Origin of the sequence: Thermanaeromonas toyohensis ToBE (assembly GCF_900176005.1) — a bacterium.
GTDB classification, from domain to species: domain Bacteria; phylum Bacillota; class DSM-521; order Neomoorellales; family Neomoorellaceae; genus Thermanaeromonas; species Thermanaeromonas toyohensis.
Genome location: NZ_LT838272.1, coordinates 439120 through 451450, shown reverse-complemented (window position 1 = coordinate 451450; position 12331 = coordinate 439120). Strand labels below are relative to the sequence as shown.

The window sequence follows — 12331 nt, the reverse complement described above, 5'->3', positions numbered from 1 at the left end:
GGTCAAACGTATATAGATGTCAAAATTCTACCTGGAGGGCCTCCAATACATTGCTTATACGGTTGCTCACCGAAGTCTTATCAGAGCCAGCGAAGAGCAGGCCCACCGCATAGTTTTCTTTATCTAGGACCAGGGAACCGCTATCCCCAGGCTTGGCCAGGGGACCGGTGATGAACTGGTCCTCGAAAATACCCTTTAATCCTTCTTCCAAGAGCACTCTGACAGTAGCCTGGACTACCTGGACCCGCGACCGGGTGACCCCACTAGAACGGCCGCTCTTTACCACTTCCATCCCCACCTGGGGCTCCCTCACTCCCTGAACATAACCTAATTCCAAGATTTCAGGAGTAATGGCCTTCTGGCTTACGGGGCGAGCCACAGCCGCATCCACCTTATTGGGCGCATCCGTTAATTTCTGAAGGCTTAGGCGGTAATCTGTCTTCCATAACTGAAGAAAAGCGTTCAACATCCGTTCCAGCCGCAAAGCTTTGCTGCAGGTTACCTCCTCCACCTCCGGATAAAGGGGAATAAAGCGTTCAAGATACCCTATCACCTGATCTTTAGTTCCTCCATCATAGGGACCCGGTTGGAGTATGGGGTCCCCTATAGCTGCCCGGCCATCATGGCCATTGGTAATATTGGCTAGAATATGGTTGTTGGACAAGATTAGAGGCTCCTTAGTACGCCGATCTTTTACCACTGCTCCAAAGGTTCCAGCGGTAATTTTGTAGTGCCCAATACTTAAGCCCGGCTGGGCTGGCCGCTGGTAATCAGTCCTCCCTAGGAGGCGAAGTTCCCCTACTTCTAATACATCAGTCTCCGCCTTTCCCAACAATTTAGGTATCCTCTCCTCCCTTTTAAGGGAAGAAAGAGGGGTCTTTTTTTTGACCAACACTACTAGGGCCGGACGGCGGGTATCCTCTCCCCTTACCAATTTATTTCCTATACCTACTCCAACCACCCCTGGTAGCTCCATCAATTCCTGGCGATAGCGGTTAAAGGCTTTCTCTACCTGGTACATACCTAAACACTCCCACAAGCCAAGTAAATTTTACTTTATGGATATGCGCCCCCCGTCCGGTTGGCTACTCACTGAATTTAAACCGATAAACTCCAGGGAACGGCTATAAGTAGCTACAGGAAGAAAAAAATAGTATACTAAATGAAGAATCGGAGTAAGTACAAGGTTAGCCAACAGGGGTAGGAAGTATATGGGTAAAGTAATTTATCTCGATAATAGCGCCACCACCATGGTGCTTCCGGAAGTGGCTGAAGCTGTAAGAGAAACTATGACGGTAACCTACGGTAACCCCTCTTCCCTCCATGGTATGGGGGTAGCTGCGGAACGGATCTTACGTCGGGCTCGGGAAGAGGTGGCAGATCTTCTAGGAGCCCAGCCGGGGGAAATTTACTTTACTTCCGGCGGTACAGAAGCTAACAATTGGGCTTTAAGAGGGCTAGCCCATGCTTTAAAGCGACGGGGACGGCATATCATTACCACGGCTATAGAGCACGCCTCTGTGCTTGAGGCCTGCCGGTTGCTAGAAAGGGAAGGTTTTAGCGTCACCTACCTACCTGTAGACAGCCAGGGAATAGTCCGCCTGGAAGCCTTAGAACAAGCCCTGCGGGAAGACACCATTTTAGTTAGTGTAATGAGCGTAAACAATGAGCTAGGGAGCCTTCAGCCCTTGGAGGAAATAGCCAGCCTAATAGCTGCCCGCAGCCCTGCCCTGTTCCATGTAGACCACATCCAAGGATACGGGAAGATCCCCCTCCCCATTAAAAAGTTAAACCTAGCCGCTGTTTCTTTAAGCGCCCACAAAATACACGGGCCTAAAGGAGTGGGAGCCTTATACTTACGCCAGGGCATACGTATCGAACCCCTCCTTGTGGGCGGAGATCAGGAAAGGGGCTTAAGGGCAGGAACCGAGAACGTGCCGGGTATAGCTGGTTTCGGCGTGGCCGCGGCCCTGGCCAGAAAAGCCCTGCCAGGTAGCACAGAGAAAATGCATCGGCTAAAAATCCGGCTAGCGGAAGGGTTACTGGAAGGTATCCCCGGAGCACATCTAAACGGGCCGGAACCCCAAACTGGTGCCCCCCACATCCTTAATATCTCCTTCCCTGAAGTTAAAGCAGAAGTCCTGGTCCATATGCTGGAGGAAAGGGGCATCTATGTGTCCACGGGTTCGGCCTGCCACTCCCGCAGGCAGGAAGTAAGCCATGTCCTTAAGGCCTTAGGGATTCCCTTAAAGTACATGGAAGGAGCCATACGTATAAGTTTGTCCCAGCTTAATACTGAGGAAGAGATAGATGAAGCCGTTCGCTCCATCAAAGAATGTGTAGAGGAGCTGCGTAGACTGTAGAATACGTTGTTACAAGGGTGGTTCGAATTAACTAGAAAGGGGTACGCCAAGGGTGTATACCGCGGTGCTGGTCCGCTACGGCGAGATAAGCCTTAAAGGCAAGAATCGCGGGGACTTTGAAAAGTGCCTCCTTAATAACATCCGGGAAGCCTTATCCGATCTTCCCTCCCGGAAGATCGAGCATACCTTTGGACGCATCTTTGTAAAAGTCAACGGGGATGCTAAAGAGGTGATAGAGAGGCTTAAACGTGTTTTCGGGATAGTTTCTTTAAGCCCCGTGATAGAAACATCTCTCAACATCGAAGCCTTCCGAGAAAAAGCCCTTTATCTCCTTAAGAATACCCCTGGCCAGACTTTCAAAGTGGAAACCAAGCGGTCTAATAAACGCTTCCCTTATCAGTCCCCAGAGGTAAACCGCTTGGTGGGCGGTTACCTCCTGGCTTGCACGGGACATCCGGTAGATGTCCATAATCCTGATCGGGTGATCCATATAGAGATCCGGGAAGAAGCAGCTTACCTATACTCCCAGGTTATCCCGGGTCCGGGGGGGCTCCCTGTGGGCATCACTGGCCGGGGTATCCTCCTTATCTCGGGAGGCTTAGATAGCCCGGTGGCTGGGTGGCTAGGTTTAAAGAGGGGCCTTAAAATTTCGGGCCTTCATTTTTATAGTTTTCCCTTCACCAGCGAACGTTCTAAAGAAAAAGTCATCGACCTATGCCGGGTTCTGGCCCGCTACGGGGGAGACTTACGGTTACTTATAGCTCCTTTTACAGCTATTCAAAAGGCCATCCGCACGAATTGCCCCGAAGAACTATATATAACCATCATGCGCCGGATGATGTTCCGTATAGCAAAGAAAGTGGCCGAGCAAGAAGGGGCTTTAGCCCTCCTTACCGGGGAAAGCCTGGGCCAGGTGGCTAGTCAAACCCTAGAAAGTATAGCAGTGATCAACAAGGTCGTAGATCTCCCTGTGCTCCGCCCCCTTATCTCCTGGGACAAAACCGAGATCATGAATCTTGCTCGCAAAATCGGGACTTATGATATTTCCATTAAGCCTTATGAAGATTGCTGCACCCTCTTCATCCCCCGGCATCCGGCCACCAAACCTCGCCTGGCTAAGGTGGAAAAGGCTGAAGAAAAGCTTAATGTGGAAGGCCTTATAAAGGAATGTTTGGACAACCTGGAGGTAATGGAAATCACCCCTTAAAGAACATTATCAGAAACCGAACTGCCAAATTGTATAAAAACCCTTTAGAAACCTTTTAAACTTAAAGATAGGCGTCTCTAGGGAAAACCGAAAAGAGGTTTCTTCTTATGCGCATCATCCTTACCACCCTCAACGCCAAATATATTCATTCTTCCCTGGCCTTGCGTTACCTCTGGGCTGTAGGGTGTTTCTTTCCTGTAGAGCAAGAGGTCTTGGAATTCACTATCAATGATCTCCCAACCAGCATAGCCGCAGAAATATATCGCCGCCATCCAGAGATAGTGGCTTTCTCTTGTTATATATGGAATATTAAACCTAGCCTAGAAGTAGCTGCTATACTAAAAAAAGTACGGCCCGATCTACTTATTATATTTGGAGGGCCGGAGGTATCCTTTGAAAGTGAAGCTTTCCTTAAAGCTAATCCCCAGGTAGATCTCATTATCCGTGGGGAAGGGGAGCTCGCCTGGGCCCGGTTTCTTTCTGCTCTACTGGAAGAAGCGCCCCCTCGGTACCCTGTCACAGACCTAACTCAGCGGATCTCCTCTTCCCTTTTAACTTCCCTACCTGGTCTCGTTTACCGGAAAGGAGCGGATATATTTTCTAACGGGTGGGCACCGGTAGTGGAAGATCTGGACTCTCTCCCCAACCCCTACCCTGAAAACACTTTAGCAAGCCTCAAAGAGCGCACTGTGTACTACGAAACCTCGCGAGGTTGTCCCTTTGGGTGCGGCTTTTGCCTATCTTCTACCACCTCTGGGGTACGTTATTTCTCCCTAGAACGGGTAAAAGAGGATATCCGTCGCCTCCTTAAAGCCGGGGTACGGGAGATCAAATTCGTGGACCGTACCTTCAATGCCCATAAGGAAAGAGCTCTATCTATCTGGAAATTTCTAATCACCGAACCCCTGATATCGTTAAACCCTAAACCCAAGTTTTACTTTGAAATAGTAGGGGACTTACTAGATGAAGAAATGCTAAACTTCCTTAAGGGTGTCCCTCCAGACCTTTTCCAATTTGAGATCGGAGTCCAGACCATCAATGAGGAGGTCAACCTGCGCTGCCAGCGCCGCCAGAACTGGGAAAAGTTGGCCAGGAACATAAAAAAGCTCCATTCTATTGGTAACATCCGCTTGCACCTGGATCTCATCGCTGGGCTTCCAGGAGAAACTTACTCCTCCTTCGCCCAAAGCTTCAATGCTGTTTACAGCTTGCGACCCCATGAAATCCAGCTAGGGTTTCTTAAGCTCCTGAAAGGGACTCCTTTACGTCAGGAGGCTTCTAGATATGGCTACGTGTTCCTGGAGGATCCTCCCTACGAGGTCCTAGCTAGCCGCGATATGTCCTATGCTGAGCTTCTGCGCCTACACCGTATAGCTGAGCTCCTGGAAAGATACTGGAACTCCCATATAGCTGACCACGCCCTTTGTTTTCTCGAACAAGCCTTTCCCACCCCCTTTAACCTTTTTGAGGCCTTGGCCTCCTGGTGGGAAGAAAAGGGCTTTCACCGCCGCGCCCCTAGCCGGCAAGACCTATATAATAATCTAGCCCGGTTTGCAGCTACTTTCCGGGCCAAGATAGATTTAAACCTCTTTTATCACCTGCTCAAATTTGATCTCTTGTTATACGATCGTAGCCGGCGCTGGCCTTCTTGGGCTCCGCCTTCACCCTTGACAGAAAAAGAAAGGTCCCTTTGGATGGACCGATTAAGTGACCAGGCCTTCCGGCGTAAGCACCTCCCAGAACTTTTAAGTTTAGACCCGACTACCTTACGCCGTCACGGATATCTGGAGCTCTTCCCCTGCCATCCGGAAAAGCCCCTAGAAAAACAGCCTACCCTTGTATATTTTTATTACGGCCCGCCTGGAACCCAAGCTAGGGCTAGAGTATATTATCTTTCAGGGCCTTTTTTACTTGAGTAGCTTTTAAGCATAGCCTGGTAGTTCACCTCAATTTCCTGGTCTCTCCATAGGGCTATTTCGCCAAAGCTCAAGAAACTCTAAAGGATCTAGAACAATTATATTTCCGCAAACTTCTTGGGGAAAATGCCTTTTATTACCTGTAACAAGAATACTTCCCGGATAAGCCTTAGCTACTTCTAAAAAAGGCTCATTATCTATATACGGTAACCTCTCTTTTAAAGGTTCGGCTATTACTGAGATGCCTTCGGCTACAATCTGTGACAGAATTGCTTCTACTTCGGCCATGCTAAGTCCAAATTTAGGACGGCGTAAAACTTCTCTATACTCCGAAATAATTCGGGCATCGTATACTACTTGCACTAAACCTCCAACAATCATACGGAGGAGCATCCCAGCATTACTATAAGGTTTAAGCAGACCTGAAACTAATACGTTAGTATCCAATACAATCCTCATTGGTAGCGCTCCCGCCTAGTGGCCTTTATTTCCTCTTCTATTTCTTCTTCTGTTAATTTATCTAAACCTTTTTGCCGGGAACGTTCCTGTATTTTGTTTAAAGCAGCTATTGCACGAGCACGCCGAAGTGCTTTAAGGTAATCTTCCAGGTTATCTTCTTCTATCCTAGAAAGTATTCCAATAGGCTTGCCGTTGGAAGTAATGACCACTTCGCCTTCCTCTTTAAGTTGATGCCAAATCTGGCTTGTTCTTAATTTTAAGTCTCGAACGCTGATAAAACGCATGTAAAACACCCAACCTTTCTTAAAGTGATATATTCATTGTAGCACAATTGATATACAAACTGCAAACATCGGGCTTTTTGCTACAAAACAAGCCCTGGAGCAGCCGCTCGGTGGAAAGCTCAACTGCTCCAGGGCTCTGTGTACGACTTTATCCCCTTTGCAGTAATTACCAAGTAAGCTTAGTTCAACATCTCCAGGAAAGCTTCTATACGGGTCTTAAGTTGCCCCACATCCTCTTCGCTGTAATCGCTCTCTAAAGTGAGCACCGGTATACCTCTTTCCTTCAAGGCCTTTTCCACCCGCCTAGCTTCTAAAGCATAGGTCTGGCAGAACTGCAAGGTATAATAAATAACCCCATGAGCCCGCCATTCCCGGGCCAAGTTTAGAATATCCTCCACCCGGCCAGAGTTAGGAGTAAAGCAGGCGCAGTTAATGTCCAGGAAGCGCCGAGCCAGGGCTTTAAGTTGCTGCTCTAGCGTCTCCCCCCCTTCTTCTACCTGACCGGCAAAATAGCGGGTACCGGTGCAAGTCTCCTCGGCCACTATAACCGCCCCCGCGGATTCTACTATATGGTGGAGCTTCCAGTAAGGTATGGGCATAGGTGTACCCGCGACCACGATACGTATAGCCCCTTTAGGAGCTACCCCTTCTCCTCGGGCCATGCGGCCTTCTAATTCCTCGCAGAGCTCGTTTACCCGAGCCGCAAATCGCTCAGGTTCATCAAAGAAGGCCAGCTGGGATATAAGCAGGACATCTTTACCGCTTATAGGCACCGGGTCTGCCTGCCGGGCTTTATATAGCCTCCGCAGGGCCTCCCGGCGAGCATTGGCTCGCCTTATCCCCCGGGCCAGTTTCTCTTCATCGATTATCTGGCCAGAGCGCCGCTCCACCTCTTTCTTAAGGCGCCAGATCTCCCTTTCCCACAGAGCCAGATCGGGCTCTTCCTTGCGTTGGGGTAGCTCCATAACATAAGTGGGCACGTACTCATTGAGTATCTCCCAGGTCTTCTTTTTTCCATCACAGGTTGTTTCTCCAATCAAAAAGTCCACAGCCTGAAAGTAGGGGCAGATTCTTTCCAATTTAAATCCCATCAGCGACTTTATTAAAGGGCATAAATTACGGGGAAGGACCCTTTCTCCAGCAGGTACAGTAAACTGAGCACCCCCACATAACCCTACACTAACGCCATCTATGGCAAAGATTAATTCCTCCGGTACAAAAACGCAAAAGGTACCCACTACCGGCTTCCCTTCTTTTTTTCGGTCCAGAATCTCCCGGATACGCCCTCCATGGGCCTCCATAAGAAGATTGTCAAAATAAGCCATCCCCTGGGGCCGGTTAGATTGGGATAGGAAAACCGTATTAAAGGCCTCTGGTAAAGCGGCTAGAAAAAGATCATGTTGTCTTAAGTCCATCCCTAGCTCCTGCCACATTTGGCGGTAAGCTTCGTTCGTCATCCCCACCACCCCTTTTATCTTTTTGTTAATTGTGACCTGCGTTATTAAAGAGGTAATTGATACAGGTTATAGTTCGGCATGATCAAAAAAGTTCCTTCATAAATGGTATTCCATTTAGTTATACAAGTACAAAATGTAAAAGGGCAACAAGAAAACCCAGCCTTAGTGAAAGGGCCGGGCGTTATCATCTCTTCGGGATTGTTACACTGCCGGGGTTAGGAAACCAAACCGACCATAAGTTCTTCTGGAGTAAAGGCGGACAAATCCCTTGAGGTCCTATATTGGCCACTTTCTCTCCGCTTCTACTCCGCTTAATGAACATATTAGCAAAAAAAGGACCAGCGGGGGCTTAAAGCCCATACTGGTCTCATTCCAATCCCACTATAAGGAAATAAAACGCTCAGTCTTTTAGGAGTTAGTCTCTTTAGCTGGTCAGGCCACGAGAATAAAGCCCTCGGGTTCCTTTAAGGGTACTTGGCACTAAAATGGCCCTGGCAAGTATAATAAACAGAAGGGCGCCGAAGGCAAAAATGCCTATAAATATCCCTATTTCTACCCAAGTAGGGGTATACTTACCAGTTATCCCCCAAGCCACAGGATAATAACGGGTGAATTCAAAAGGGGGAAAGAGATAGCTTCCCAAGGGTACCCCTGGTGCGTAGGGAAGCAAGGGTAGAAGTAAGGCAGAGAAAAGTAACCATATCCTTTTTAGAAACACACCTATTACTACTAAGCTTGCGGCTAGGCCCACCAGCCCAGGTTTCTCTCGGTTGGAACGAAACACAAGGAGCAAGAAAGGAATAACAGCCAGGAGAATCTCTCCCCAAAAATAGGGAGCCAGGCTCCCCTTTAGCAGAAGATTTACATACCTCATAAGCCGTTCTTCAGCAGGGTAGAGGGCGGTAAGGACCTCAGAAAATACGAAGAACACATCTACGGCAATTAAAACTGCCAGTACTCCTCCTAGAGTAGAAAAAAGAGATTTATCCACCCTGTACCAGCCAGAACGATCTAGAACCAGCAAGGCCAAAAGCAGAAGGGCAAGCCCAGAATCCAAAGCTGAGACCACAAACAAAGGGGCGAGCAACGCGCTATGCCAGGTGGGGCGGGCGATCTGGAGACCAAATATCCAGGCGGTAACCGAGTGTACCAGTATAGCTGTAGGAAGGGCTAAAGCCGAGACCACCCGTAACCTGTCTTCACCCGTTTCTGGCTGGCCCATTAGATAGAGGTAGTACAAGGAAAGGGTCAAGTATAAAGTTATGATGATCACATCCCAGACCAAGGGAGAATTAAGCTTAGGCGAAGTTAATAGATTCAGTACCCTATCTGGCCGACCGAGATCAACAAAGATGAAGAGAGTAGCCATAAGTATAGAAACTACCGAAAGGAGGACGGCGGGCCGGGCTGCAGGTTTAAACTGAGGTAGGTTAAAAACCGTAGCCGAAGAAGATACGATGATACCCCCCGCCGACAACCCCACCAAAAACATGAAAGCGGTAATATAAAGCCCCCAAGTTACGATGTTGCGCATCCCTGTAACTACCAGGCCATGGGTCACCTGATAAATCCAGGCCCCCAAGCCTAAGATTGATAGGACCGATAAAATCCCCAGCCATAGATAATATCCTTTATCCTTCATCCTTAACCCCCCTAACGCAGATAATAAACCTGGGGCCTAGTACCCCGGTCCTCTAGTAGCCGTTCTGCAGGACGTTCCCGGAGGAGACGGGAAACCTCGCTTTCCGGATCGTTTAAATCCCCAAACTTCCGCGCCCTAGCCGGACAGCAGGTAACGCAGAAGGGCTCGCCCCCAGCATCTACCAGCTGCTGGCAAAAGGAGCACTTCTCTACTACTCCTCGCTTACGATCAGGCACCCCTTGGCTCCCGTAAGAGTGTCCCGGAATCCTAAGGGGTTCCTGCCAGTTGAAGACCCGGGCATTATAGGGGCAGGCCGTCATACAGTAGCGGCATCCTATGCACCGATCATATTTAATGAGCACCCGTCCGTCGGGATCTTTATAAGTAGCCCCTACGGGGCACACCTTAACGCAAGGGGCATTTTCACAGTGTTGGCAAGCTACGGGTAGATATTCCCGTTTTAAATAAGGATAACTCCCCTCAGGAATATCCAGGCCAGGACCGCCTCTGGTAAGAACGCGATTCCAAAACAAGCCCATAGGTACGTTGTTCTCTAGCTTACACGCTATAGCACAAGTATGGCACCCGATGCAGCGTCTAAGATCGATAACCATACCATACTTTTTAGCCACCAAGAGCACCTCCCCTCTCCTTTAGGCTTTTTTTACTTCTACCCGCACATCAAAGAAAGAATAGTTAAGGGTGTTTTCTTTGTACCGGGCATGGGTGAGTTCCTGGTGATGGCCGTCACGGTAAAACCACCAACCCTGCTGGATGTGGGCTACTCCCGGCGGGATAGCTTCGTTATAGCGGCAGCGTAAAGTAACATGGCCGCGATCATTGAAGACCTCTACCAGATCGCCGTCGCCGATCCCTCGCTTACGGGCTTCCTGGGGGTTTAAGTCCACAAAGGGTTCCGGATTAATTTCCCGCAACCAAGGTTGGTTTTCGTATTGGGAATGGATACGGAACTTCTCGTGGCGAGTAATAAGGATCAAAGGATACTTAGCCGCCTGGGGGCTATCAGGGCCTGCTTCCAAGGGCCACTTGAACACTGGCAGCTCTTCTCCCTGGGGCACTTTCTTCTCTAAATAAAACTCTAAGCGACCGGTGGGAGTTTTAAACTTGCCATCTTGCCAGGGGATATAGGGTTTGGGCAGGAACCGGATGGCCTGCTCTTTTTTAAGACGCTGGTAGTCGATGCCCTGCTGGCGCATCAAAGGCATATCTAACCACTTGGCACATTCTTCTTCTATAGAACCGAAATACTGGCCTAAACCAAGCCTGGAAGCTATCCCGCGGTATATCTCCCAGTCAGGCCTGGCTTCCCATAAGGGCTCTATAACCTTCTGCCGGTACAGGACATAGGGAACATCCCCGGAAAGCACTATCTCTTCGGTTTCGTAATAATGGGCAGCGGGGAGGACGATATCTGCATAATTCAACGTGTTATTGAAGAACTGGTCCACGGCCACCACCAATTCCAGCTTGGGCCATACCTCGCGCAGCCATCTGTTCCGGTCAGCAGTCTGAACCAACAGGTTGGAACAAGTGATATAAAAGGCCTTTATAGGATAGGGATTTTGTTTGATGACTGTATCTTGGAGTTGGACCAAGGGCAGCATCTTAGGAAAGGTTCCTCGGGGGAATAGCCAATTAACGTTATAAACCATAGGATCGAAGCCCGCAAAGAAAATCCCTAGAATATTGCCCGATTTTCCGATATTGCCAGTAAGACCTAAAAGGGTTATCATGGCCTGGCCGAGGAGATCCGCATGGTGGTAGCGGTCCGCACCATAGCCATGTTTGATACCTCCCGGCCGGTTGGTAGCCAGTAAAGTGGCCACCTTAACCACTACTTCCGGGCTTACACCCGTTATCTCAGCCACCTTAGCCGGGCTATAATCCTGGACGACCGTTTTAAGTAGGCTAAAGACAGTAGCGCATTTAACCCCGTTTACTTCGAACAGGCCTTCTAAGGCAGGAACAATACTGGGAGTATCATAGGGAACTGCCCGCCCAGAACGGGTATCCCACACCAGCGGCTTTTCTCCCTGCCGCAAGAACAACCTGTTATCTTCTCTTACCAGGAAAGGAGCACATGTTTTATTTAAGGTGAATTCCTTATCTACGAGGCCTCTGGTGATGATGACATGAAGCAAGCCTAAGGCAAAGGCTATATCAGTACCTGGCCTTAAGTTGACCCAGGTATGGGCCTTCTGGGCCGTAGTGGTATAAATAGGATCGATAACCACTAGATGGGCACCCTTTTCCACCGCTTCCCAGATAAAATGCCATTCATTGATCTGGCTTTCAGCGCAGGCGCTGCCCCACAAGATAATAGTCCTGGCGTTCACCCAGTCAGCGCATTCATTGCTATAAGCATCGAAAATACCTGTACCCAGAGCAGAGGAAAACCCGATGGATACGGCCTGATCGACGCTACCCGAGGCCAACACGCTCTCTAAAACCCCGGCGAAGCGGTAAGCGCCACCATATCCCCCGTTCAAGAGCCCGTAATTGCCAGACTGATGTACTACAGCTATAGCCTGGGGACCGTACTTATCACGTAACTCTTTGAATTTGCCGGCAATAAAATCTAGCGCCTCATCCCAGCTTATCCTCTCCCATTTACCTTCTCCCCGCTCGCCTATGCGGCGCATAGGGTATTTTAATCTATCAGGATGGTAAAGGCGCTGGATATGGGTAAGGCCCCGGAGACATATGCGGTTATATTCCGGATCCGGCATGGGGGCAGGAGCTATCTTAACTACCTTCCCTTCCCGGACCGTGACCAGGTGATTGCATGTTTGCCAGCAATTAGGAGAACAGACGGTTCTTACCACCTTTTCCTCCCGGGCTAAAGGAGCAGCTTCCGCAGGAGACAGCCACCGGTAAGCCTTGGTAGCTGACCAGCTTACCCCAGATGTCGCGGCCAGAACTGCCGCTCCTTTTAGAAAGGTTCGGCGGGATATCCTGCCCGACAATCCTTTCTCCTCCTCT

At 49.4% G+C, this 12331-nt stretch carries 10 protein-coding genes; 3 read left to right on the top strand and 7 right to left on the bottom strand.

From position 1 onward, the window contains the following. Window positions 1-19: 19 nt before the first annotated feature. A complete protein-coding gene (locus B9A14_RS02170) occupies window positions 20-1021 on the bottom strand; it encodes a chymotrypsin family serine protease (RefSeq protein WP_084663575.1) in 1002 nt (333 codons plus the stop codon). Window positions 1022-1211: 190 nt separating this feature from the next. Between B9A14_RS02170 and B9A14_RS02165 the strand changes: the two genes are divergently transcribed. The 3 genes from B9A14_RS02165 to B9A14_RS02155 all read left to right on the top strand — a co-directional run bounded on the left by B9A14_RS02165 (window position 1212) and on the right by B9A14_RS02155 (window position 5489). Continuing rightward, window positions 1212-2363, top strand: coding sequence for a cysteine desulfurase family protein (locus tag B9A14_RS02165; protein WP_084663573.1), 1152 nt, complete (start codon window positions 1212-1214; stop codon window positions 2361-2363). A gap of 52 nt (window positions 2364-2415) precedes the next feature. Next, window positions 2416-3570, top strand: coding sequence for a tRNA uracil 4-sulfurtransferase ThiI (thiI, locus tag B9A14_RS02160; RefSeq protein ID WP_084663571.1), 1155 nt, complete (start codon window positions 2416-2418; stop codon window positions 3568-3570). 107 nt (window positions 3571-3677) lie between these two features. After that, complete coding sequence (locus B9A14_RS02155; RefSeq protein WP_084663569.1) at window positions 3678-5489, top strand: B12-binding domain-containing radical SAM protein; 1812 nt, start codon at window positions 3678-3680, stop codon at window positions 5487-5489. 27 nt (window positions 5490-5516) lie between these two features. Here the strand turns inward: B9A14_RS02155 and B9A14_RS02150 are convergent, their stop codons facing one another. The 6 genes from B9A14_RS02150 to B9A14_RS02125 all read right to left on the bottom strand — a co-directional run bounded on the left by B9A14_RS02150 (window position 5517) and on the right by B9A14_RS02125 (window position 12315). Further along, window positions 5517-5945, bottom strand: a complete 429-nt coding sequence (locus tag B9A14_RS02150) for a putative toxin-antitoxin system toxin component, PIN family (protein WP_084663567.1) — start codon at window positions 5943-5945, stop codon at window positions 5517-5519. Continuing rightward, complete coding sequence (locus B9A14_RS02145) at window positions 5942-6229, bottom strand: type II toxin-antitoxin system Phd/YefM family antitoxin (protein ID WP_084663565.1); 288 nt, start codon at window positions 6227-6229, stop codon at window positions 5942-5944. Before B9A14_RS02145 ends, B9A14_RS02150 begins: the two co-directional genes overlap by 4 nt. Window positions 6230-6408: 179 nt before the next feature. Next, window positions 6409-7686, bottom strand: coding sequence for a double-cubane-cluster-containing anaerobic reductase (locus tag B9A14_RS02140; RefSeq protein ID WP_084663563.1), 1278 nt, complete (start codon window positions 7684-7686; stop codon window positions 6409-6411). Window positions 7687-8110: 424 nt separating this feature from the next. Then, window positions 8111-9328 carry an NrfD/PsrC family molybdoenzyme membrane anchor subunit gene (gene nrfD / locus B9A14_RS02135; protein ID WP_084663561.1) on the bottom strand — a complete coding sequence of 406 codons (1218 nt, stop codon included), beginning with the start codon at window positions 9326-9328 and terminating at the stop codon, window positions 8111-8113. Between the two features lie 11 nt (window positions 9329-9339). After that, window positions 9340-9960, bottom strand: a complete 621-nt coding sequence (locus tag B9A14_RS02130) for a 4Fe-4S dicluster domain-containing protein (protein ID WP_084667009.1) — start codon at window positions 9958-9960, stop codon at window positions 9340-9342. Between the two features lie 21 nt (window positions 9961-9981). After that, window positions 9982-12315: a molybdopterin-dependent oxidoreductase gene (locus tag B9A14_RS02125; RefSeq protein ID WP_172839012.1), complete on the bottom strand. Its 2334-nt coding sequence runs from the start codon at window positions 12313-12315 to the stop codon at window positions 9982-9984. Window positions 12316-12331: the final 16 nt, after the last annotated feature.

Coding starts and splice junctions, on each gene's coding strand:
- B9A14_RS02155 (WP_084663569.1), top strand. CDS start 3,678: ATGCGCATCATCCTTACCACCCTCAACGCCAAATATATTCATTCTTCC.
- B9A14_RS02165 (WP_084663573.1), top strand. CDS start 1,212: ATGGGTAAAGTAATTTATCTCGATAATAGCGCCACCACCATGGTGCTT.
- B9A14_RS02150 (WP_084663567.1), bottom strand. CDS start 5,945: ATGAGGATTGTATTGGATACTAACGTATTAGTTTCAGGTCTGCTTAAA.
- B9A14_RS02145 (WP_084663565.1), bottom strand. CDS start 6,229: ATGCGTTTTATCAGCGTTCGAGACTTAAAATTAAGAACAAGCCAGATT.
- B9A14_RS02140 (WP_084663563.1), bottom strand. CDS start 7,686: ATGACGAACGAAGCTTACCGCCAAATGTGGCAGGAGCTAGGGATGGAC.
- B9A14_RS02170 (WP_084663575.1), bottom strand. CDS start 1,021: ATGTACCAGGTAGAGAAAGCCTTTAACCGCTATCGCCAGGAATTGATG.
- nrfD (WP_084663561.1), bottom strand. CDS start 9,328: ATGAAGGATAAAGGATATTATCTATGGCTGGGGATTTTATCGGTCCTA.